Genomic DNA, 21,887 nt, shown 5'->3' with positions numbered 1-21,887 from the left:
TCGCCGGTCACATGTCAGGAGTGCTCCGGCGGCGGGCCCCGGCGCGCGTCAGGTGTTCTGCACCGCCCGGCCCGAGGGCAGCAGCCGCCGGCCGCTCACCAGCTCCGGGCAGATGGTCACGAACATCGGCTCGGCCTCCCGCACCCACGGCCGGGGGCCGGTGCGCCGCAGCCGCTCGTGCAGGGCCGGATCGGTCACCACCTGGGCCCGGCCGTGCACCATCACGCTCCAGCCCGTCCGGGTCGCCTCGTCCAGGTGGTCCGCCTGGAAGGCGGCGACGGTGTCGTCCAGCGCCCGGCTGACGTCCGCGCCCCGCCGCATGGCCAGCACCAGGCGGCCGTCCGCCGCGACCTCGAAGGCCACCGGCAGTACGGCCGGCAGCGCGTGCGCGGTGTACACCACCCGTCCCACGGGCACGGTGCCCAGCAGGTGGAGGCATTCCTCCTCGCTCAGCGACTCCGTCCGGCTCTCACAGTCCATGGGTTGAATCGTCCCGCTCCCGGTGCGCCCGCCATAGGGCCCATGGTCCCGGACCACGGTCCCTTCTCCGTGCGGGGAGGGGCACGGGGGAGCGCGGGGGCGTGGCGGGGCGCCGGGACGGGCCCGGCAGGGCGCGCGGCGGACCGGATCGCGCAGGCGGTCCGCCCGGCGGCGTCCGCGGCGGTAGCTTGGCGGCGGTACGGGACGGAGCCGTGCACGGTGCGGCGCAGCGGTCCCTGAATAGGGCGGGACCGGCGAGGAGGGGGCGCGGATGCTCAGCGGAGTCGAGCTGGTCGTGATCGGGGCGGACGGCGGGCCGGAGCGCAGCTACGGCGGCTCGGCGCTGGCGGCGCAGGGGGCGCGGCTGCTGGCGGACGTGCTGCCCGGGATGTGCTTCGACGCGGGTACGGCCGGTTGCCGGGTCACCCTGGTGGAGCCGGAGGCGGACGCCAACCGGATGCTCACCGCGCTGCGGGGGGCGGCGCAGCGCGGCGGGCGGTGGCTGGTGGTCTGCCTGGTCGGCCAGCTGGTCGCCGACCCGAAGGGCCGCCGGCTCGCGCTGGTGACGGCCGGGAGCACGCCGGACAACGCCTACCGCCGGGGCCTGGCCTGGGACTGGGTGGTCAGCGCGATGGTGCACGGCGGCCAGGAGGAGACCCTGTTGCTGGTCGACGCGGTCGTCGACCGGGACACCTGGGCGGCGCTCGAACGCGGGGGCGGCGAGGACGGGGCGGGGGAGCTGCTCAGCTACTCCCGGGTGCCGCTCTGGGGCCGGGTCTCGCGCTACTCGCCCGGCAGACGCGGCCGGGGCGCCGTCCTGCCCGGAGGTGAGGGCTCGTTCAGCCGATCGCTGGTCGGGGTACTGGAGCACGGGGTGCCCGGAGCGCCCGCCGCCGTCGGTCCGCTGGACCTCCAGCCGGCCGTCGAGGCACGGCTGGAGTGGGGCGATCCGGCGACGGCGACGGGTGGGGCCCGGTTGCTCGTACCGCCGCAGGGGGGAAGGCTGTTGATGCGCAATCGGGCGGCGGTGCGGGGCGCATTGGCCGGATTGTCGCTTTCCGAAGAACTGTTGGCCGTTCTGTGGCGCGAAAATGCCCCGACGGATCCGCCTTCCGCGTAAGGTCAGGGGGCCCGAGGTGTTGCCGTGTCGGGTCGGTTTGGCGAAGAATCGACGGTCTGGACGGCAGACGCAGCGGGGACAGCGGATTTCTTCTGGCGGCCAGTGACCACGGACGGGGTCGGTCGCGATGAGGTGGGGCGATGCGGCAGCGCGGAAATGTGTTGCGCCCTGGGGTGGTTGGGGTCGTGGGGGCGGTATTGGTGATGCTGTTGAGCTCCTGTGGGAGCAGCGGTGGCGCCGGTTCTGCTGATCGGCTCGGAACTTCTGCGCCCAGTGTTGCGCCAGTGACTCCGGTAACACCTTCGGGTGGTTCCGGCACGGACGGGGTGGCGCCGACCGACGGGCCGGAAGGGGCCGTCGGACGTGCCGCACTGAGGACGTATCAGGACTGGTGGGCGGCCCAGACGGAGGCTTTCGGCCGATCCGATTCCGACGGTTCCCAGGTGCAGGCCTACTCCACCGGTAAGGCCCTCAGTGAAGTACTGGCCAACCTTCACCAGTTGCACGAGGCGAAGCTGGTGATGATCGGAAGTCCACGCAATTCCCCGGTGGTGAAGGCCATTGACGTGAAGGCGGATCCGCAGACCGCGGTCCTGGAGGACTGCCTCGATGTGACCGGATGGCATCAGGCCGATGCCGCCACCCGGGCGACAAAGGATCCGCAGAAGCGTCTGACCCGCTACGTCGCGACCGTTTCCCTGCGCAAGTCCGGAGCACGATGGCTGATCGTGCAGTTCGAACGCGAGGTGGACCGAACATGCTGAAGTCGATTGGGCGAATGGCGATTCGGGCGGTGCTTCTGGCCGGCCTCCTGCTCGCACCGGCGGGTCCGGCGTGGGCGGAGGGTCCCGACGGCGATGTGCACCAGTGCCAGGTCACCAGCATCTGCACCGACGTGCACGAACCGGGGACCACGCCCACCCCGGGAACGGGCGGCACCCACCCGCCCGGCGGCACCGGGGGCGTCCAGACCTGCACCTGGAACGGCCAGCAGTGGCCCTGCTGGGACGACGACCTGGGGTGGTTCGACGCCTCCAACGGCTGCTACTACCACCGCTCCAGTCCGCAGCCGCCCGCGGGCAGCAAGGAGTGGGCCGGGCACGACACGGCGGACGGCGCGGTCTACGAGGTCAACTGCCGCCAGACCGCCGGCGGACTGCTGCCGCAGGACCCGGTCTTCCTCGCCCAGGCCCCCGGCGGGCCGCCGCCGGACAACCCCGCCGCCCTGGCCAAGGACGCCCGCGACCAGATCGACTTCAACCCCCCGCAGCCGCACATCGCACCGGGCGACAAGGCGTTGGTCGGCCTGCCGGTGTGGCTCTGGTACGACTGGAGCGGCGCCGCCAAGGCCCCCAAGCCCGTGACGGTGAAGGGCAACTACATCTCCGTCACCGCCACGCCCTCGGTCAGCAAGGTGATCTGGGACCTCGGTGACGGGCAGACCGTCGAGTGCAAGGGCCCGGGCACGCCGTACCCGCCCGGTGCCACCGGCCCGTCCCCCGACTGCGGCCACACCTTCACGGCCAGCTCCGCCCACGACTCCAGCGGCTCCTTCGCGGTGACCGTCACGGTCGAGTGGCGGACCGACTCGGTCATCGTCGGAGCCGGCACGAAGGTGGGCCAGCCGATCTTCCTGGCGACCACCAGCGCGCCGTTCGCGCTGAAGGTCGGCGAGGTCCAGGTGCTGAACTGACCCTCGGCGCAGCCCGTCCCGACGTCCGTACGAGCACCAACCCGCACGAGAGGCCGAAGCCCGGTGGAGAACCGAACCTATCCGACGCCGGGCACCGGCACGTCCACACTCGTGCCGGAACCCGCCCGCAGCGCGCCGGTCACCCCGCCCCGCACCCTGCGGGCCCGGCGGCGCCGGCCGGCGGTGCTGGCGATGGCGGTGGCCCTGATCGCGGCCGGCGGACTCGGCGGCGCGGTGCTCTACACCAGCAGCGGGCAGCGGATCGCCGTGCTGGCACTGGCCCATGACGTCCCGTACGGGCAGGTGCTGACGGCCAACGACCTGGTGGTGGCCAGGATCGCCAGCGACCCGGCGCTGAAGCCGCTGTCCGCCGCCGACCGGGCGCGGGTGGTCGGCATGCGGGCCGCCGCCGACCTCAAGCAGGGCGCCCTGCTGGTCAAGGCCGACATCGCGCAGGGCCTGACGGTGCAGCCGGGCGAGCTGGTCGTCGGCATCGCGGCCAAGCGCACCCAGTTGCCCGCGACGAAGCTGCAGCCGGGTGTCGCGGTGATCGTCGTCTCCACCCCCGAGAACCCCGCGGGGCAGGGCGGTGGCACGGTCAGGACGCCGGAGTCGGTGGCGGCGGTGGTCACGGCGGTCGGCAAGACCGACACCGACGGCAGCCAGGTGATCGACGTCGCGGTGCCGGCCGCCGAGGGCGTGCGACTGGCGGCCTGGGTGGCGAGCGCCAAGTTCCAGGTGGTGCTGGCCCCGCGCGGCGAGGCGCCGGCGCCGGCACCCGCGCCCTCCGGAACCGCCGCGTCCGGTGCGACGCCGGCCGCGCCCGCGTCGGGCGGCACGTCGCCGGGCGCCGTCCCGTCCGGCAGCGCGTCGCCGAGGGGTGGTGCCTGATGGCGGTGATCGCGGTCGTCGGCGGCCCCGGGGCGCCCGGCGCCACCACGGCGGCCCTCGCCCTGCTGCTCGCCTGGCCCCTGGAGCCCGGGCGCAAGATCCTGCTGGTCGAGTGCGACCCGGACGGCGGAGCCGTCCTGGCGGGCGCACTGGAGGGCCGGGTGGAGGCCGTCTACGGGCTGCGCAACCTGGCCGTCGCCGACCGCCGCGGACTGCTCGCCCAGACCCTCTGGGAGCAGCTGATCGACCTCTCCCCGGAGGGCACCACCGAGCGCCTGCTGCTGCCCGGCCTCACCGACCCCACCCAGGCGCCCGGCCTCGCGTACACCTGGGAGCCGCTGGTGGAGATGCTGCGCGGGCTCGAACCGCAGGGCTACGACGTCATCCTGGACCTCGGGCGCTCCGGCGCCACCGGGCCCAGTGCCGTGCTGGCCCGCCGCGCCGACGTGGTGGTGGCGACCCTGCGGACCACCCTGCGCGGTCTCAGCGGCGCGCGGCCCAGGCTGGCCGCCCTGCGCGAGGACCTCGCCTCGGCCGGTACCGGCGCGGACGCGCTCGGGCTGCTGCTGATCGCCGAGGGCCCGTACTCGGCCTCCGAGGTCTCCCGGGAGTTCGGCCTGCCCACCCTCGGACTGCTGCCGCACGCGCCGCGCACCGCCCGGGTGCTGTCGGACGGCGGGGACAGCTCGGACCGGCGCTTCGTGCGCTCCGAGCTGATGCGGACCGCCCGCTCGGCCGCCGACCAGATCCAGCTGCTGGTCCGCAGCCGCCGGCGACGGCTGGCGCCCGAGGCGCAGCAGGCGCAGCCCGCCGCCCTCCCGCTCGCCGCGGGCCAGCCGCCGGCGGCCGGCCGACCGGTGGCCCCGTACCCGCAGCAGGCCCGGGCGGCGCAGGTGCCGCCCGGGCCGGGCAGCGGTGCGCCCGCCCCGGCGGAGCACCAGCCCCGCGGGGGCCGGCAGTCCGCGGCGGCCGGCCATCCGCTGGCCTACCCGCAGCAGGCCGGCCCGGCGTACGGGCACGCGCCGCTGGCCGGACTGGCTCCGCAGCCGGCCGCGCCCGCGCCGTTCCCCGGCCAGCAGCCCCCGGGGTACCCCGGGCAGGCGCAGGCCGAGCAGGCCGCGCCGCCCCGGCACGCCGAACCGCGGCAGGCCGGACTCCAGCAGGGCTACGCCCCGCAGGCGTACCCGCCGCAGGCCAACCCCGGGCAGCCGTACCCGCCGCAGGCGTACGCCGCGCAGCCGTCCCGTCCCCAGCCCGCGCCGCCGGGTGCCTGGTCGCAGCCGTCCGTCGCGCAGCCGTCCGTCGTGCAGCCGCACGCCGTGCACCAGGCCGGCGTCCAGCCGCCCGACGGCCGGCCCGACGAGCGGACCGAACCCGTCCGTCCGGCCGCCCCCGAGGCGCCGCAGATCACCTACGGGCAGGTGCTCCGTGCGCGGTAGCCCCCTGAACCAGCGGCCCGCCGGCGACCCCGCCGCCCTTCCGTGGACGGCCCCGCTGCCGACCCCGCAGCCGGCTCAGGCCGGCCCGACCGCCCCCGGCCAGGTCCACGACGCACACGTCCACGCCGGTCCGGTCCACGTCGCCCCCGTGGTGCCCGGCCCCGTCCCGTTCGGCGGCCAGCAGGCTGCCGCCACGCCCACCGCCCTACCCCCGGCACTGCCCTCGCTCGACCGGCGGGGGTCGGCCACCCGCCCGGCCGTCGACCCGCAGGTCGCGCGCGAGCTCAAGCGCCAGGTGGCCGCCGAACTGCACCAGCAGCTCGCCCGGTTGTCCGCCACCTCGGGCACCGAGGCGGACCGGGCCACCCGCCGCCAGCGCGGCCGGGCGCTGATCGAGGAGGCCGTCGCCCGCTGGTCGGACGCCTACGCGCAGACCCACGGCATCCCGCCCACCAGGGAGCAGGACCGGGCCCTCTCCGAGGCCGTGTTCGACCTGCTGTTCCGCGCCGGGCGGCTCCAGCCCTACCTGGACGACCCGGAGATCGAGAACATCCTGATCAACGGCTGCGACGACGTCTGGATCTCCCGGGTGCACCAACCGCTGCGCCAGGTGCCGCCGGTGGCCGACACCGACGCCGAACTCATCGAACTGCTGCAGGACCTGGCCCGCCAGCACGGCGGCGGCGAGCGCAGCCTCTCCACCGCCAGCCCGACCCTGGCGCTGCGGCTGGAGGGCGGCATGCGCCTGCAGGCGATGACCGAGGTCACCCCCCGCCCGTACGTCGCGATCCGCCGCCACCGGGTGGCCTCCGCGACCCTCACCGACCTGATCCAGCTCGGCACCGTCGACCACACCCTGGCGGCCTTCCTGGCCGCCGCGATCCGGGCCCGGAAGAACGTGATGATCACCGGCACCCAGGGCGTCGGCAAGACCAGCCTGCTGCGCGCGATGGCCGCCGAGATCCCGCCCGACGAGCGGATCGGCACCCTGGAGTCGGAGTTCGAACTCTGGCTGCACACCCTCGGCCACCTGCGCCAGGTCGTCCCGATGGAGGCCCGGGAGGGCAACGGCGAGCGGGTCGAGGGCCGGATGGCGGGCGAGCTGACGATCGGCGAGCTGATCCCCGCGGCGCTCCGGATGACCCTCTCCCGGATCATCGTCGGCGAGGTGCGCTCCGGCGAGGTCGTCCCGATGCTGCGGGTGATGACCAACGGCGAGGGCGGCTCGATGTGCACCCTGCACGCCCGCGGCCCCCACATGGTGGTCGACCGGATCGCCGAACTCTGCCTGGAGTACGGCGCCCACATGACCGACAGCCTGGCCTACCGCCTGACCGCCAACGCGATCGACCTCATCGTGCACGTCACCATGGTCGACGAGACCGCGGTCGGCGGCCGGCGCCACCGGTTCGTCTCGCACGTCCTGGAGGTCGCCGGCCTCGGCGAGCACGGCCGCCCGGCGCTGAACACCGTGTTCGGTCCGCGCCCCGAGCAGGGCGAGCCGCGGGCCGTCCCGCACACCCCGCCGAACTGCCTGGACGACCTGCGACGGGCCGGGTTCGACGCCTCCCTCCTGCAGTCCGGGTACGGGACGTGGGCCGCGCCGCTGGCCCTGCGGATCGGCGGCGTCCGATGATGCTGCTCCTCGTCCTCTGCGGGCTGCTGGTGACCGGCGGCCTCGTCCTGCTGGTGGTCGGGCTCCGCGGTGCCGAGCCCACCGAGGAGCCCGCCGCGGCCCCGCAGCCGGGCCGCCTGCACGCCTTCTGGTACGGCGGGCCCGGTGTCGCCTCGCCCCGGGTGGCCCGGCTGCGCCGGATCCAGCTCCCGCTGCTGCTGGCCGGAGCGCCGCTCGGCTGGCTGTTCACCGGCATCCCGCTGACGGCCCTGCTGGTGCCGCTCGCCGTGTTCGGGCTGCCGTGGTTCTTCGACACCACCCGCTCGGACACCCACCGGGTCGAGCAGCTGGAGGCGCTGGCCGAGTGGACCCAGCGGATCGCGGACGTCCTGCTGCTCGGCGTGGGCCTGAACCAGGCCATCGTCACCAGCCGCCGCACCGCCCCCGCCGCCCTGGAGCCCGAGATCGCCGAACTCGCCGCCCGACTGCAGTCCCGCTGGCGTCCCGAGGACGCCCTGCGGGCCTTCGCCGACAGCATCGCGGACGCCACCGCGGACAAGGTGCTCGGCGCACTGCTGCTGCGCTCCGGCGACAGCGGCCCCGGCCTCGCGCGGGCCCTGGCCGACCTCGCCGAGTCGGTCCGCGAGGAGGTCCGCCAGCGCCGGGCCATCGAGGCGGACCGCGCCAAGCACCGCACCACCATCCGCTGGCTGGTCGGCATCATCCTGCTGGTCGTCGTGGTCGGCTCGTTCAACACCGGGTACACCGCGCCGTACAGCACCTTCCTCGGGCAGGTCGTGCTCGGCGTGCTCGCGGCGCTGTTCGTCGCCGTGATCGCCTGGATGCGCGCGCTGGCGGCGCACCCGCCGCTGCCGCGGATCCTGGAGCCCGACCGGCGCAGCAAGGCCGGCCGGCTCGGCACCGACCGCGAACCCCAGGAGTCCGACACCGTCGACGCCCTGACCGGGGAGGACCGATGATCTCGCCCTGGCCGATCCTGGCCGGCGCCGTCGCGGCCGGCGGCGTCGCCCTGCTCGTCTCCGAACTGCGGCCCGCCGCACCGGATCTCGGCCAGGCCCTGGACCGGCTGCACCGCGCCCCCAGCGGTGGACTCACCGAGGAGCCGCAGGAGCGCCCGCGCTGGTACGACCGGGTCGGCGCCGGCGCCGTCGGCCTGCCCGGCCTGCGCATCCCGCACCGCGAACTGGCGCTGATCGGCCGCACCCCGGCCCGGTTCACGGCGCACAAGCTGCTGTTCGCCCTCATCGGGCTGATGCTGCCGGCCTACCTGGCCGCGCTGGCCGCCCTGACGAACACCGGATTCCCGATCGCGGTGCCCTTCGTGGTCGGCCCGCTGCTCGCCGGGCTGTTCTGGTTCGTCCCGGACGGCATCGTGCACGGCGAGGCCAAGGAGGCCAGGACCGAGTACCTGCACGGCATCGCCACCTACCTCGAACTCGTCGCGCTGGAGCGCGCCGCGGACTGCGGGCCCGCGGAGGCGCTGCGCCGTGCCGCCGCGGTCGGCCGGGGCATCGTCTTCCGCCGCATCCGCGACGCGCTGGAGCGGGCCGCCACCGACCGGCTCCCGCCCTGGGACGGCCTGGACGCGCTCTCCGCCGAGCTCGGCCTCACCCCGCTGCAGGACGTCGCCGACATCATGCGGATCTCCGGCACCGACGGCGCGGCCGTGTACGACACCCTGCGGGCCCGCGCCAAGAGCCTGCGCGGCGAGCTCCTCGCCGAGGACCTCGCCCGGGCCAACACCGACAGCGAGCGGATGGTCGCCCCCGGGTCGGCCCTGACGCTGCTGATGACCGCCCTGATCGTCTTCCCCGCGCTCTACCAGATGCTCAACGCGGCCTAGGGCTCGTTGCCCCGGCCACCGGCCCGAGCCCCCGCTCGGGCACCACGTCCCCCGATCACGAACTGGAGTCCCGATGACCGTTCGACTGCGACAGCTGGCCACCGCGCTGCTCCTGCCGCTCCTACTCCCCCTCCAACTCGCCTCGACGCTCCTGCACTTCCGGGCCGGCCGGCTACGGGCGGCCCGCGCCGCCGGTGACCGCGGCGCCATCAGCATCGAACTCGCGCTGGCCGTCATCGCCCTGATGCTGATCGCCGGCGGCGTGATCTTCGCCATCAAGTCCCTGGCCACCGACGTCACTTCGAAGATCCCCACGACGGACCCGGTGAAGTGATCCGCAGCCCGCGCCGCCCGCCGTCCGCCCCACCACAGCGCGACCGGGGAGCGATGAGCCTCAGTCTGGCCGTCGTCTTCCCGGTCGTGCTGGCCCTCGTCATGCTCGTCGTGCAGGGGTCCATGTGGTGGTACGCCCGTCAGGTCGCGCTGGTCGCGGCCCGCGAGGGCGTGGACGCCGGGCGGTTGCAGGGCCGCGTCGACACCGGTGTGAAGAACGCCGCCGCGGTGCGGCAGGCGGAGGACTTCCTCTCCCGGGAGGGCAGCGTCCTCGACGGCTACTCGGTGAGCACGGCCGGGAGTTCGGACCAGCTGATCCAGGTCACGGTGAAGGTGACGCCGCACTTCCTGCTCCCCGGCCTGCCCACCCCCGAGTTCACCCAGCACGCCTCGGCACCACGTGAGCGCTTCGTCCCGCAGGCCGGTGGCTCGTGAGGCCGCCGGTGCGGTGGCCGGCCCCGCGCCGGCCGCGGCCGGACCGGGCGGGCCGCCGCCGCGGCCGGGACGAGGGCAGCGTGGCCATCGAGGCGGCCATCCTGGCCCCGGCGCTGGTCGTCTTCATCCTGCTGGCGGTCGCGGCGGGACGGATCCAGACGGCCGGCGGCACGGTGGAGGCGGCGGCGCGCGCGGGGGCGCGCACCGCCTCGATCAGCCGCGAGCCGGCCCGGGCCGACGCGGACGCCAGGGCCGCCGCGGACGCCGTGCTGCGCCAGGACGGCGTCTCCTGCCAGCGGCTCGACATCGCCGTGGGCAGGGGAGAGTTGGAGACGCCGGCCGGTCGGCTCGTCACCGTGACGGTCTCGGTGAGCTGCGAGGTCGGCCTCGGCGACCTGGTGGTGCCGGGCCTGCCGGGCTCGAAGGCCCTGAAGGCCGAGTTCGTCTCGGTCGTCGACCGCTACCGAGGACAGTAGACAGAAGTGTGTACCGCACGTGGGGGTGGGGAAGCGATGCTCCGCAGACCGGAGAGACCGAGCAGGCCGGGGAGACCGGGTGGACGGGCAGGCGAGACCGCGGCGGCGGGTGAGCGGCGTACGGGGCGCCGGCTCGGCCGACGCGGGAGGGGGCCGGACGCCGGCGCCATCTCGCTGTTCGTCGCCGTCGTCGCCACCGGGTTCGTCAGTGTCATCGGCGTCGTGGTCGACGCGGGGGGACGGCTGCGCGCCGTCGAACGGACCGACGCCTGCGCGCAGGAGGCCGCCCGGGTGGCCGGCCAACAGCTCGACGAGGCCGGCGTCCTGGCGGGCGAGGGGTTCAAGGTCCGCCAGGAGTACGTCACCAGGGCCGCCAACGCCTACCTGGGCACCTGCGGTCTGGTCGGCAGCGCCGAGGTCACCGAAGGTGGAACCACGGTGGTGGTCACCGTGAACACCACCTACGAGCCCGCCCTCCTCGACGTGGTACCGAACGGCGGCTGGGGGATCACGGGCAGGGGCAGCGCCCTCCTCGTCCACGGAGTCAAGGAAGCGGAGAACGGCTGATGGCCGCGCCACGTGCCAGGAACCACGCCCGCAACGACCGCCAGGCCCCGCCCGGCCGCCGGCCGGTGCCCGGGCCACCGCGCCGTCGCCGCGGCGGCGCGGGCGCGGTGTTCGGCGCCCTCGCGGCGCTGCTCACGCTGCTCGTCCTGCTGGCGGGCGTGCCCGCCCTGCTCCTGTACGGCACCGCAGCCGTCGCCGGGATGGGCGACCTCGCGCCCGGCGGCCTCGGCCAGGCGCTCACCAGCCCGGACGACGGCCGGCTGTTCCTCTGGGCGCTGGTGGCGATCGGCTGGCTGGCCTGGGCCTGCTTCGCCCTCTCCGTCCTGCTGGAGATCCCGGCCCAGCTGCGCGGACGGATCGCGCGCCGGATCCCGGCCTTCGGCTGGAGCCAGCGGATCGCCGCCGGCCTGGTGGGTTCGGTCATCGCGCTGCTGCCGGTGGCCGGATCGGCCTTCGCCGCCACCCCCGACCGTACGCAAGCCGCCGTCTCGGCACCGCAGTTGGCAGCCGGACCGCAGTACGCGGCGCTGCCGGCCGGAGCGCCCGCGCCGGCCCTGGCCCCGGCCGCGGAGCAGCAGCCCGGCTACACCGTGCGCGACAGCCGGCCCGCCGACAGCCTGTGGTCCATCGCGGAACGCCAGCTCGGCTCCGGGTCACGCTGGACGGAGATCGCCAAGCTCAACGACGGCCGGGTGATGGACGATTCCGGCATCCGCTTCGACGCGGACCGCCCGATCCAGCCCGGCTGGAAGCTGCTGATGCCCGCCGACGCCAAGCCGGACACGACCCCGGCCGCCACTCCGGCCCCGCCCGCCCCGGCCGGCCCCGTCGCCGAGAGCGGGCCGACCGCCGGGCGGCACGCGAAGGTCACCGTCGCCGAGGGAGACACCCTGTCGGCCATCGCCGAGAGGGAGTTGGGCAGTGCCGAGGCCTGGCCCCAGCTCTACGAGGCGAACAAGGGCGTCCAGGCGCCGGACGGGGAGCGGCTGACCGACCCGGACGAGGTGGTGCCGGGCATGGTCCTGGCGGTACCGGGAGTGCCCGATCCGGCCCCGGCGCCCGCCCCGGCGGAGGCGCCGGCGCCCCAGTCCGCTCCCGCGCCGGAGCCGCCCGCGCCCGCCTCCCCGGCACCCGCGGCCTCCGCCCCCGCCACCGAGGCACCCGCCTCCCCGGCGCCCGCGAGCCCCGCCGCCGGGGCCCCGTCGGCGCCGACCACCCCCGCCCCCGCGCAGGCACCACCGGCCGGCGCGGACGCCGGGCAGGCGGACGCGAAGAAGGCGGACGGCCCCAGCGACGACTACACCGTGGCGCTCGCCGCCTCGACGGTCAGCGTCCTGCTCGCCGCGATCATGGTCGGCACGGTGGCCCGCCGCCGGGGCGGGCAGCAGCGCGCCCGCAAGCCCCGCCACCGCGTCGCCCTGCCCGCACCCCCCGCCGCCGCCTTCGAGGCGGAACTGCGGGCGCGCCAGGACGCCTCGGGGCTGGACGTGCTCAACCGGGCCCTGCGCACCATGGCCCGCAACACCGTCCGCTCCGGCAAGCGGCTGCCCGCCCTGGTCGCGGCCCGGGTCACGCCCGGGCGGACCGTCGAGCTCCACCTGTCCGGCCCCGCCACCCCGATCGCGCCCTTCCGGGCCGCCCACGCGGCCAACGTCTGGTGGTGCCCGGAGGACGCCGGCGACCTGCTCTCGCCCGGCCAGGCCGCCAAGACCGCCGCGCCCTACCCGGCGCTGGTCACCCTCGGCACCTCCCCGGACGGATCGGTGGTGCTGGCGGACCTGGAGACCGTCCGCCTGCTGCACCTCTCGGGCCACCCCGACGACGCCCGCGACGTGCTGCGCACCCTCGCCCTGGAGCTCGCCCACAGCCCGCTCGCGGACCGCCTCCACCTCCATCTCGTCGATCTCGCCGAGGAGTTGCCGATCTCCGGCCCGTCCGCCGAGCGGGTGCACCGCCACCCCACGCTGGAGGCGGCGCTCGCCGCGCTCGGCCCGCGGACGGCCAAGGCGCGCGCGACCCTGGTCGCGGCCGACGCCGCCAGCCCCAGGGACGCCCGCAGCCGGGGCGCCGCCGACGAGTCCTGGATCCCCGAGATCGTGCTCTGTGCCCAGCAGCCGGGCGGCGAAGTCCCCGCCGAGCTGGGCCGGTTGCTGGACGCCCGCCCGCGCACCTGCGTGGCGGTGATCACCCGGGCCCCGGAACGCGGCACCGGCCCGGTCGCCCGCTGGACCCTGCCGAGCACCGGCCAGACGACGCTGCCCGGGCTGCACCTGGGTCTGGAACTCCAGCGCCTGACCGGCCGGCAGTACGAGAACGTCGCGGAACTCCTGCGCTCCTCCTGCGACGAGACCCAGCACCCCGCCCCCGCCTGGACCATCGACGGCCCCGGCATCGACCTCGAACCGACCGAACTGCCCGCCCCCGTACCCGTCCTGGTGGCCGTCGGCGCCGGGTCCGGCTCCGGGGACGCCGAGGCCGGGCCGCGCCTGCTCGCCCGGGTGATCGGTACCGGCGCCAGCCCGTTCGCCGGCACCGACCCGGCCGCGCCGCTGGGCGCGGGCCCGGCCGGGCCCGCCGCACCGCCCGCCGGCCCCGGGCAGGCCTTCCTCGCCGCCACCTCGACCGGACCGTTCCCGTCGGGCCAGGGCGGTCGCGCCGGAATCAACGGCCGGGGCCGCCAGGCGAGCAGTACCGGCACCCCGGCCGGCGGCACCCCGCTCAACGCCGCTCCGCCCGCCGGCGCTCCGCACACCACTGGTCCGGCCGCCACTGGTCCGGCCGGCATCGCTCCGGCTGGCACTGCGCCGGCCGGCACTGCGCCGGCCAACGGAACACCGGCCAACGGAACGCCGGTGCCCACCCAGGGCGTCGGCCCGGTACCGCCGCCGGTCGGCCCCCGCTTCGAGAAGACCCCGCCGGTGCAGCCGGTGCACCCCGTGCAGCAGGGCCCGTCCGGGGCCGTCCCACCGGCTCCCGTGCCACCCGGACCGGCGTCCGAGGCGGCCGCGCCCGCAGCCGTGGCCGTCCCCGTCGTGGAGCCGGCGCCCACCCACGACCAGGTGCCGGCTCCCGCCGCCTCCGAGCCGCACACCCCGGCCCGCCCGGCCCCGGCGGACCGGCCGGCGGCCGGCCACGCCGTGCCCGTGCCCGACGCCGCCCCGGTGGCCCGCACCGCCGCCGTCCGCAGCGACGCCGACGACCTGCTCGCCATCCTGCGCTCCCCGGAGGCCCACGCGACCCGCACCGCCCCCCGGATCCGGCTGCTCGGCCCGGCTGACGTGCTGGGCGCCGCGGGCCCGGCCGAGCCGGCGGCACTGCTTCGGCTCACCGAGCTGGCCGCCTACCTGGCGCTGCGGCCCGGGGCCGAACACACCGCCCTGGACCACGACCTGCACCCCGGTGCGGCCCACCTCGATCCGCACCCGGCGGGCTCGCACGGAGACCACCCGGCCACCCCGCTGCCCGCCAAACTCGCCGATCTGGCGGCCTGGTTCGGCAGTTCCCCGGACGGCCGGGCGTTCCTGCGCACGGACACCGAGGAGGGCTACGCCTTCGCCCCGACCGTCACCTGCGACTGGGACGAGTTCCGCAGCCTGTACCGCCGCGGCATGCGCAGCACCAGCGCCACCGCCGACGCGGCGCTGGCGCACGCCCTCGCCCTGGTGCGGGGCGCCCCGTTCGCGGAGGCGCCGCCCGCCGCGTTCGGCTGGGCGGAGGCGGAACGGCAGGACATGATCGCGGCGATCGTCGACACCGCGCACGAACTGGCCGCCCGCCGCCTCCAGTACGGCGACCACCGCAGCGCCGAGGCGGCCGTCTTCCGCGGCCTGGCGGTCGCACCGGACGTCGAACTCCTGCACCGCGACCTGTTCTACGCGTACGCCTCCGCCGGCGCCCGCGACCAGCTGGTCCGCGCCGTCAACCGCCTGGACGCGCTGAGTCGCCGTACCGGTCGGGAGCTCGACGCCGACACGGTGGCGCTGCTCCGCGACCTGCTCTCCGGCTGACCGCCCGGTCGCTCGCCCGCCGCCGGGTCCCACTCCGGGGCCGGCGGCGGGCGGAGGCCGAGCAGGTCGGGCCGGCCGGGGTCGACCGGTGCGGCCGGACAGGTCCTAGGCCGGGTGGCGCCGGTGATCACGCGGATGCGGCGGTGAAGTAGCCGCCCTTCTCCAGGTCGTCGATCAGCCCGGGGCCGGTCGGCTGCCAGCCCAGCAGCTCGCGGGTGTGCGCGCTGGAGGCGGGGCCGTCCATCCCGAGGAAGGGCGCCAGCCAGCCGAAGTGCCCGGCCGCCGAGTCGGGGGAGACGGAGGCCACGGGCAGGTCGAGGTGGCGCCCGATCACCTCGGCGACGGTCCGGATCGGCACGCCCTCGTCGGCGACCGCGTGCACGGTGGAGCCGGCCGGCGCGCCCTGCAGCGCCAGGCGGAACAGGCGGGCGGCGTCCGACCGGTGGACGGCGGGCCAGCGGTTGGCGCCGTCGCCGATGTAGCCGGAGACGCCCTTCTCGCGGGCGACGGCCACCACGGTGGCGAGGAAGCCGTGGTCGCCGTCGCCGTGCACGGTCGGGGGCAGCCGTACGACGCAGGAGCGGATCCCGCGGCCGGCGAGGGCGACCGTCGCCTGCGCGTTGGCGAGCCGCCTGGCCGGGCCGCCGCTCCGGTGGGCGCCGTCCGGGTCGCCGGCCCGGCCGTCCTGCTCGGTGGCGAGCCGACCCGGCGCCAGTCCGAGCGTCCCCGAGGCGACGAGCAGCGGTCGGTCGGAGCCGGCGAGCGCCTCCCCGAAGGCGTCGATGGCCCGGCGGTCCGCCTCGGCGGCGTTCTCGAAGCCGCCGCTGAACGCGAGGTCGTGCTTGAAGGCCAGGTGGATCACGCCGTCGGACTCGGCGGCGGCACCGCGCAGGACGTCGAGATCGTCGAGCGTGCCGCGGCGCACCTCGGCGCCGGCCCGGGTGAGGGCGGTGGCCGCGGCGTCGGAGCGGGCGAGCCCGATGACCTGGTGGCCGGCCCCGATGAGTTCGGGGACGACGGCGGAGCCGATCCAGCCGGACGCGCCGGTGATGAACACACGCATGAGGGAAACCTCCGGGTCGGTCGACCGTCCACGGCACGGGCCCCGGGAGTGCCGGGAGCGCCGGGAGCCGCGGGCGAGTCGATGTCAGTCACTGTCATCGACCGTAGCACTGATGTCAGGCACTGTCATCACGTAGGATGCGCGGTATGAGTCGATGGGAGCCCAACGCGCGCGGGCGGCTTGAGCAGGCGGCGCTGGACCTCTACCGCGAGCGCGGCTTCGAGCAGACCACCGCCGCGCAGATCGCCGAACGCGCCGGGCTCACCGAGCGGACGTTCTTCCGGCACTACGCCGACAAGCGCGAGGTGCTCTTCGGGGGTTCGCAGCTGCTGGAGGGGCTCTTCGTGGACACCCTCGCCGGCACCCCGGACACGGTCGCGCCGATCGACGCGATCGCCTCGACGCTGGAGGCCGTCGCCGCCTTCTTCGTCGAGCGCCACGAGTACGCCCGGCAGCGCCAGGCCGTCATCACGGCCAACGCGGAGCTGCGCGAGCGCGAGTTGATCAAGCTCGCCTCGCTCTCCGCGGCGCTCGCCGACACGCTGCGCCGGCGCGGGGTCGGGGAGCCGGCGGCGAGCCTCACCGCGGAGGCCGGCATCGCCGTCTTCAAGGTCGGCTTCGAACGCTGGGTTGCCGACGACGGGGGCCGCGGTCTCGCGGAGTTCCTGCGGGAGTCGCTCGACGAACTCCGAACGGTGGCCGCGGGCAGGTGACCCCCGGACCCGACGGCGGTCCGGGCGGCCCGGCGGGCGCTGGCGAGGCCCCGCCGGTGACCGACACCACCACCACCGCCCGCACCGTCACGGACGTGCTGCAACCCCGGAACGTCCTGCTCGTCGGGATGCTCGGCCTCGGCCTGGCCGCCGCCGGTGACTGGACCGGGCTCCCCTGGGGGCTGCTCGGCGCGCTCTGCGCGGGGATCGTGCCCGCCGCCTACATCGAGCGCGAGCGCCGGCGCGGCACCTGGGGCGACCGGCACGTGGTCGACCGCACGCAGCGGGCGCCGATCTTCCTGGTCATCCTCGGCTCCATCGGGGCCGGATCCGCGGTGATGCTCCTGGGCGGTGCGCCGCGGGGCGTGCTGGTCGCGATGCTGGCGCTCTGGGCGATGACGGTCGTGCTGCTGGCGGTGAACCGCGTCTGGAAGATCAGCGTCGACTCCGCGGTGGCGTCGGCCGTGGTGGGGCTGCTGGCGGTGGTGCACTCGCCGTGCTGGCTCGCCGGGTACGCGCTGGTCGCCGCCGTGTGCTGGACGAGGGTCGCGCTGGCGTACCACTCGGTGGCCCAGACGGTGGCCGGCGCGGCCCTGGGCGCCGGGGCCGCCGCCGCGGCGCTCGCCCTGCTCTGACGCCGCGTCGGCCCGTCGGCCCGGCGGCGGGCGGTGGATGCGGCGCCGCCGCCGGGCGCCCGGACCGCCGTCGGCGCCGCCGCGCGTGTCGTACCCGCGCGGTCCACGACCCGCCGGGCGTCCGGGCGTATCGTCTCGGCCGTGAGCCGGCGGCGGTCGCGGGCGCTGGGGCCGGCCCCGCCAGGGCCGCTGACCAACTGACGATCCCAGACGGCCCGTGACGATCCCTGACGACTCGGCGAGGACGGCGATGCGAAAGATCATCTTGTTCATGTCCGTCTCCCTCGACGGCTTCGTCGAGGGGCCGGACCGTGAGATCGACTGGCACCGTGTCGACGACGACCTGCACACCCACTTCAACGAGGAACTCCGGACGATGGGCGGCTTCCTCGACGGGCGGGTCACCTACGAACTGATGGCGGAGTTCTGGCCGACCGCCGACGCGGACCCGTCGATCAGCGGCCCGATGGCGGAGTTCGCCGGTATCTGGCGGGACATGCCGAAGTACGTGTTCTCCCGGACGCTGAAACGGGCCGACTGGAACACCACCATCGTGCGGGAGGTCGACGCCGAGGAGATCGCCGCCCTCAAGTCCCGGCCGGGTGGTGACCTCGCGCTCGGCGGCGCCGACCTGACTGCCGAGTTCATGCGGCAGGACCTGGTCGACGAGTACCGGATCTACGTACACCCGGTCCTGATCGGCAGGGGCAGGCCACTGTTCCGGGACGCGGACCGCCTGGTCGACCTCCGGCTCGCCGGGACCAGGACCTTCGGCAACGGCGTCGTGCTCCTCCGGTACCTGCGGGCGGGGGACGATCCGGCGCAGTGACCCGGGGCGCCGCCCGGTGTACCGACGACCCGGTGTACCGACGACCCGCGTACGGACACCGTCGCGCGGCCGGCCGGGCCCCGCCGCCGGCGGGCGCCACCGCACCCGGCCTGCGCCATCGCCGACCCGGCCTGGATCGGGCGAGCCCGGACGCCGTAGGGTGGCGCAACGGGAGTGGTGGATGACCGGCACCACGGTGTGGACGGGCTGACGCCGCGACAGCGGCGGGGCGGGGTGGTGACCAGCGGTGGCGGACGCAACAGTGATGCCCGGCGACCCGGACGGCTCGGGGGCCAACGGCCTCTGGGGCGACGGGCCGTCGTCGGTCGAGGAGACCGCACGGATGCCGTTGTTCCCGGAGGACGAGGTGCCGACCGTCCGGCACATCACCTCGCGCCCGCAGGCCAACGGCCCGGCGGACGGGCCGTTCGACCGGCCCGCCACCGGCCGGGCCAACCCCTTCGACGTACCGGGACCGTTCGACGCGCCGGGGCCCTTCGACGCACCGGGACCGTTCGACGCGCCCGCCCGGACCGTCCCGCAGGGCCTGTTCGACCCTGCGGGGGAGGCGGTGACGGCCCCCCAGCCCCGGCCGACCCACCACCAGCCCGCGCAGGCCCCGCCGCCTCCGTCCGCGCCGCCCGCCCCACCGTCCACCGGCTGGACGGTGACCATGCCGATGATCAACCCCGCGTCGGCACCCGGCCCGGTGGGCGCGCCCGCACCCGGGCAGGCACCCGGGGTCGGTCCCGTCCCGGGCGGTCCGGTGCCCGTCGGCGCCGTACCCGGCCACCCCGGGCCGGCGCCCGGGCCGGTGTCCGGCCCCGCACTCTGGTCGACCGGCCAGCAGCCGCACCCTGCGCCGCACCAGTCAGCGCACCCTGCGCCGCAGCCCGCACCCGCCGGCCTCGGGGCCGCGCCGCGCGGGCGCCTCCTCGTCGTGGAGGGCGGCTACGGGACGTCAGGGCGACGCGGCTGGGGGCGCGGTGGGGCGAACCAGGCGCCCGTCCTGTCGGCGATGCTCGCGGCCGTGTCGCCGCAGATGCTCCTCGCGGCGGACGCCGTGGACGCCGTGCACCTGCCCGGGGCCAACGATCCGCAGACCGTCCTCGCCCACCTCAGGGCGGCCTCCAGGCACCCCGGCCCCCTCCTGGTCCATCTCGGCGGCCACCTGGTGGCCGACAGGCGCGGAGGCCAGCTGTACCTGACGCTGCGTGACTCCAAGCCCGGCACGGTACGCCAGGACGGTCTCTCCTGGCAGGCCGTGGCGGCCGAACTCCAGCACCGCCCGGCGGACTGGCAGACGCTGGTGATCGCGGACCTGAGCGCGGACCAGCAGGCCTGGCCGCAGGTGCAGACCCAGATCTCACCGCTCACCGACGGCATCCCGCTCTGGGCCGTCGTCAGCCCCGACCCGGAGCAGATCGGCACCTTCACCCGCGCCCTGATCGAGGCCCTGCACGGCGGGCGGCCCGGCGCCGAGGCGGTGCTGGCACCCGAGCAGCTGCGCCAGCAGGTGTACTCGGTGCTGCGCCCGGACGTCGTGATCCTCAGCTCGCACGCCCCGGACCGGCCGGTGTTCCGCAACACCGCGCGCCGGGCGGAGCAGGGCCCCGCGGACGCGGTGGCCTACGACGGCCCGCGCCCGGCGGCCGTCCAGCCGCGCCCGGCGTCCCGGCGGGAGGCGCCCCTGCCCTCGCCGTCGGCCGCGGCGCCCGCCCCGCAGGCGGTGGCGTCCTCGCCCGCGACGCTGCCTGAGCCGGGAGTCAGGCCGACGCCGCGCGTACGCCTCGACAAGACCCTCCCCGAGCAGGTGGGGGTGGGCGCGGACCGGCCGCGGGTACTGCTCGACAAGCCGCGCACCCTGCACGACCACGACCACGACCCCGACAACGGCCACGGCCCGGACCTCGCCCGCGGGACGGTTCCCGCTCCGGCCCCGGCGCCGGACCTGTCCGCGGCGGCCGGCCCGGCGGTCAGCCTCAGCAAGCAGGCGGGCGCCGCACCCGCGGCGGCCGGCGGCGCCCGCCCGGTGACGCTCCGCAAGGAGGGCGCCTGGACCCCCGCCGACGCCGTCGGGACCGCGGCCGACGCCCCGACGCCCGCGGCCGAGCTCCTGACGTCCGCCGCCGCGACACCGCCCGCCGTCACGACACCGCCCGCCGCCGCGACACCGCCCGCCGTCACGACACCGACGGACGACGCCGTACCGGTGGCGCGCGTCGTATCGGTGGAGGAGGCCCCGCCGGCCGAGGACGCCCCGCCGTTGACCGGGGACGTTCCCGCCCAGGCCGGTCCGGCAGATGACGTGCCGTCGGAGAGCTCGCCGTCAGAGGATGTGCCATCGGGGAGCGTGCCGTCGGAGGACGCCGTCGCCGGTGAGGCGCCGCCCACCCCCGCCGCCCGGCCGGTCACCCTGGCGAAGCGCGGCCCCGGCGCCGCCCTGCTGGAGGAACTGGAGGCCGAGGCCGAGCGCCGGCCCGCGGCGGCCGCCCTGTGGGAGGGCGCGGGCGACACGACCGGCTGGTCGGAGCAGCGCACGGGCACGTTCGAGCCTGCGGCGACTCCCGAGCGTCCCGCCGTACCCGAGGCTGCGCCGGCCCCCGAGGCTGTGCTCGTCCCCGAGGTCGTGCCCGCGGCCGAGCCCGCCCCCGAGGCTGTGCCCGTGCCCGCGCCCGCGCCTGATGCGGAGTCCGCCGCCGTACCGGCGGGCGGGGAGCACCCTGCGCCGCTCGCCGACTACCGAGAGGCGATCGGGCGGATCGTCCGCAGCGCGGACGCCGGCGAACACGCGGTGGCCGCCGAACTGGCGCTGGCACTCGAACAGGAGGCGGTGACCGCGTACGGGGCGACGGCCGCGCCCGTCCTCCAGGTGCGGCAGGTGCGGGCGCACGTGTCCCGGCTGGCGGGGCGGGCCGGCGAGGCCGCCGACCTCTACCGCGAGGTGGCGCTGGTGCTGCTGCGGTCCGAGGGGGCCGACCACCCCGAGACGCAGCAGGCCGCGACCAACGCCGAGGCGTGCTGGCGGGCGATCCAGGACCGCGCCGAGGCACTCCGGGTCGCACCCGAGATCATCGAGCTCCGCGCCTACCTGCCAGGGCCGAACGGTCGCAAGCTCCGGGCCGCCGAGCGCTACCTGGCCCAGCTGGCAGCCACCCCGGCGGGCTGAACCCGGCACCGCCCCTGGGTACGACGACGGCCCGGCCGGACGGCGTGACGCCACCCGGCCGGGCCACCCGGTCGTACGGGCCCACGGATCCACGGACTTCCGGACTTCCGGACTTCCGGACCTACGGTCGTTCGGACCTACGGTCCTCCCCGCCCGGGGTCAGCGCCCCGCGAGGGCGTGCACGAAGCGCGCCGCGTCGATGCTGCCGAGTCCGGAGGCCAGGTCGTAGCCCTTGGCGGCCTGGTAGCCGGTGACGGTGTCCCAGGAGTTGTCGCCGGCCGTCACGTCGACGATGCCGCTGAACTGCTGGGGCGCCAGGGCCAGTCCGTAGAGCCGGGGGTTGATCTGGCCCAACCGGTGCCCGGCCAGCTGGGCGGCCAGGGCGACCACGCCGGAGAAGATCGGGGTGGCCTCGCTGGTGCCGCCGGTGAGGTGCCAGCCGACCCGGGTCGGGTCGTAGGACTCGTAGGTCCAGGCCGCGCCGTCGACGGCGGCGCTCATGCTGATGTCGGGCGTGCCCCGGTGGTCGCCGGTCACCCTGGCCACGCCGGTCTGGTA

General features: G+C 76.2%; 19 protein-coding genes and 1 pseudogene. 17 read left to right on the top strand and 3 right to left on the bottom strand.

The annotated features are described in order from the left end of the window. Window positions 1-48: 48 nt before the first annotated feature. The gene (locus ACFTWP_RS20710; protein WP_380266077.1) at window positions 49-480 is read right to left on the bottom strand and encodes a pyridoxamine 5'-phosphate oxidase family protein; all 432 of its coding nucleotides are present in this window, start codon (window positions 478-480) and stop codon (window positions 49-51) included. 271 nt (window positions 481-751) lie between these two features. Between ACFTWP_RS20710 and ACFTWP_RS20705 the strand changes: the two genes are divergently transcribed. The 13 genes from ACFTWP_RS20705 (at window position 752) to ACFTWP_RS20645 (ending at window position 14,920) form a co-directional block, all read left to right on the top strand. Continuing rightward, window positions 752-1,600, top strand: coding sequence for a hypothetical protein (locus ACFTWP_RS20705; protein WP_380266076.1), 849 nt, complete (start codon window positions 752-754; stop codon window positions 1,598-1,600). 326 nt (window positions 1,601-1,926) lie between these two features. After that, window positions 1,927-2,364, top strand: a complete 438-nt coding sequence (locus ACFTWP_RS20700) for a hypothetical protein (protein WP_380266075.1) — start codon at window positions 1,927-1,929, stop codon at window positions 2,362-2,364. 14 nt (window positions 2,365-2,378) lie between these two features. Then, entirely contained in the window at window positions 2,379-3,293 is a 915-nt protein-coding gene (locus ACFTWP_RS20695; RefSeq protein ID WP_380266074.1) for a hypothetical protein, read from the top strand. A gap of 111 nt (window positions 3,294-3,404) precedes the next feature. Continuing rightward, window positions 3,405-4,184, top strand: a complete 780-nt coding sequence (locus ACFTWP_RS20690; RefSeq protein WP_380266073.1) for an SAF domain-containing protein — start codon at window positions 3,405-3,407, stop codon at window positions 4,182-4,184. Beyond that, complete coding sequence (locus ACFTWP_RS20685) at window positions 4,184-5,623, top strand: hypothetical protein (protein WP_380266072.1); 1,440 nt, start codon at window positions 4,184-4,186, stop codon at window positions 5,621-5,623. The genes ACFTWP_RS20690 and ACFTWP_RS20685 overlap by 1 nt, the downstream gene beginning before the upstream one ends. Then, the gene (locus tag ACFTWP_RS20680; protein ID WP_380266071.1) at window positions 5,613-7,259 is read left to right on the top strand and encodes a CpaF family protein; all 1,647 of its coding nucleotides are present in this window, start codon (window positions 5,613-5,615) and stop codon (window positions 7,257-7,259) included. The genes ACFTWP_RS20685 and ACFTWP_RS20680 overlap by 11 nt, the downstream gene beginning before the upstream one ends. Then, window positions 7,256-8,218 (top strand): type II secretion system F family protein, encoded by a 963-nt coding sequence (locus ACFTWP_RS20675; RefSeq protein WP_380266070.1) that lies wholly within the window; start codon window positions 7,256-7,258, stop codon window positions 8,216-8,218. Before ACFTWP_RS20680 ends, ACFTWP_RS20675 begins: the two co-directional genes overlap by 4 nt. Then, a complete protein-coding gene (locus ACFTWP_RS20670) occupies window positions 8,215-9,102 on the top strand; it encodes a hypothetical protein (protein ID WP_380266069.1) in 888 nt (295 codons plus the stop codon). Before ACFTWP_RS20675 ends, ACFTWP_RS20670 begins: the two co-directional genes overlap by 4 nt. Window positions 9,103-9,175: 73 nt before the next feature. Next, entirely contained in the window at window positions 9,176-9,436 is a 261-nt protein-coding gene (locus ACFTWP_RS20665) for a hypothetical protein (protein ID WP_380266068.1), read from the top strand. A 53-nt stretch (window positions 9,437-9,489) separates the two neighbouring features. Beyond that, entirely contained in the window at window positions 9,490-9,870 is a 381-nt protein-coding gene (locus ACFTWP_RS20660; RefSeq protein WP_380266067.1) for a TadE/TadG family type IV pilus assembly protein, read from the top strand. A gap of 80 nt (window positions 9,871-9,950) precedes the next feature. Next, window positions 9,951-10,346, top strand: coding sequence for a TadE/TadG family type IV pilus assembly protein (locus ACFTWP_RS20655; protein ID WP_380266066.1), 396 nt, complete (start codon window positions 9,951-9,953; stop codon window positions 10,344-10,346). Between the two features lie 222 nt (window positions 10,347-10,568). Then, window positions 10,569-10,913, top strand: a complete 345-nt coding sequence (locus ACFTWP_RS20650; RefSeq protein WP_380266065.1) for a hypothetical protein — start codon at window positions 10,569-10,571, stop codon at window positions 10,911-10,913. Continuing rightward, a complete protein-coding gene (locus tag ACFTWP_RS20645) occupies window positions 10,913-14,920 on the top strand; it encodes a LysM peptidoglycan-binding domain-containing protein (protein WP_380266064.1) in 4,008 nt (1,335 codons plus the stop codon). Before ACFTWP_RS20650 ends, ACFTWP_RS20645 begins: the two co-directional genes overlap by 1 nt. Before the next feature lie 127 nt (window positions 14,921-15,047). Here ACFTWP_RS20645 and ACFTWP_RS20640 read toward each other — a convergent pair whose 3' ends face one another. Continuing rightward, window positions 15,048-15,983, bottom strand: a complete 936-nt coding sequence (locus ACFTWP_RS20640; RefSeq protein WP_380266063.1) for an SDR family oxidoreductase — start codon at window positions 15,981-15,983, stop codon at window positions 15,048-15,050. Window positions 15,984-16,129: 146 nt separating this feature from the next. Here ACFTWP_RS20640 and ACFTWP_RS20635 point away from each other — a divergent pair, with 146 nt between their 5' ends. From ACFTWP_RS20635 to ACFTWP_RS20620, 4 genes are all read left to right on the top strand, one after another. Next, window positions 16,130-16,696, top strand: a complete 567-nt coding sequence (locus ACFTWP_RS20635; RefSeq protein ID WP_380266062.1) for a TetR family transcriptional regulator — start codon at window positions 16,130-16,132, stop codon at window positions 16,694-16,696. 56 nt (window positions 16,697-16,752) lie between these two features. After that, window positions 16,753-17,331 carry a hypothetical protein gene (locus ACFTWP_RS20630; protein WP_380266061.1) on the top strand — a complete coding sequence of 193 codons (579 nt, stop codon included), beginning with the start codon at window positions 16,753-16,755 and terminating at the stop codon, window positions 17,329-17,331. A gap of 250 nt (window positions 17,332-17,581) precedes the next feature. Continuing rightward, window positions 17,582-18,160, top strand: coding sequence for a dihydrofolate reductase family protein (locus ACFTWP_RS20625; protein ID WP_380266060.1), 579 nt, complete (start codon window positions 17,582-17,584; stop codon window positions 18,158-18,160). 247 nt (window positions 18,161-18,407) lie between these two features. Continuing rightward, a complete protein-coding gene (locus ACFTWP_RS20620) occupies window positions 18,408-21,329 on the top strand; it encodes a hypothetical protein (RefSeq protein WP_380266059.1) in 2,922 nt (973 codons plus the stop codon). A gap of 159 nt (window positions 21,330-21,488) precedes the next feature. Here the strand turns inward: ACFTWP_RS20620 and ACFTWP_RS20615 are convergent. Then, window positions 21,489-21,887 (bottom strand): annotated as a pseudogene (locus tag ACFTWP_RS20615) (protease); the annotation flags it as partial.

This window comes from Kitasatospora sp. NPDC057015 (assembly GCF_042673745.1).
Lineage (GTDB): Bacteria > Actinomycetota > Actinomycetes > Streptomycetales > Streptomycetaceae > Kitasatospora.
The sequence above is the reverse complement of the archived record's forward strand: the minus strand, read 5'-3'. Positions and strand labels throughout refer to the sequence as shown.

Excerpts from the sequence above, each read along its gene's own strand:
- ACFTWP_RS20710 (WP_380266077.1), bottom strand. The coding sequence starts at position 480 with ATGGACTGTGAGAGCCGGACGGAGTCGCTGAGCGAGGAGGAATGCCTC.
- ACFTWP_RS20665 (WP_380266068.1), top strand. The coding sequence starts at position 9,176 with ATGACCGTTCGACTGCGACAGCTGGCCACCGCGCTGCTCCTGCCGCTC.
- ACFTWP_RS20635 (WP_380266062.1), top strand. The coding sequence starts at position 16,130 with ATGAGTCGATGGGAGCCCAACGCGCGCGGGCGGCTTGAGCAGGCGGCG.
- ACFTWP_RS20625 (WP_380266060.1), top strand. The coding sequence starts at position 17,582 with ATGCGAAAGATCATCTTGTTCATGTCCGTCTCCCTCGACGGCTTCGTC.
- ACFTWP_RS20645 (WP_380266064.1), top strand. The coding sequence starts at position 10,913 with ATGGCCGCGCCACGTGCCAGGAACCACGCCCGCAACGACCGCCAGGCC.
- ACFTWP_RS20675 (WP_380266070.1), top strand. The coding sequence starts at position 7,256 with ATGATGCTGCTCCTCGTCCTCTGCGGGCTGCTGGTGACCGGCGGCCTC.
- ACFTWP_RS20670 (WP_380266069.1), top strand. The coding sequence starts at position 8,215 with ATGATCTCGCCCTGGCCGATCCTGGCCGGCGCCGTCGCGGCCGGCGGC.
- ACFTWP_RS20640 (WP_380266063.1), bottom strand. The coding sequence starts at position 15,983 with ATGCGTGTGTTCATCACCGGCGCGTCCGGCTGGATCGGCTCCGCCGTC.
- ACFTWP_RS20660 (WP_380266067.1), top strand. The coding sequence starts at position 9,490 with ATGAGCCTCAGTCTGGCCGTCGTCTTCCCGGTCGTGCTGGCCCTCGTC.
- ACFTWP_RS20685 (WP_380266072.1), top strand. The coding sequence starts at position 4,184 with ATGGCGGTGATCGCGGTCGTCGGCGGCCCCGGGGCGCCCGGCGCCACC.
- ACFTWP_RS20695 (WP_380266074.1), top strand. The coding sequence starts at position 2,379 with ATGGCGATTCGGGCGGTGCTTCTGGCCGGCCTCCTGCTCGCACCGGCG.
- ACFTWP_RS20705 (WP_380266076.1), top strand. The coding sequence starts at position 752 with ATGCTCAGCGGAGTCGAGCTGGTCGTGATCGGGGCGGACGGCGGGCCG.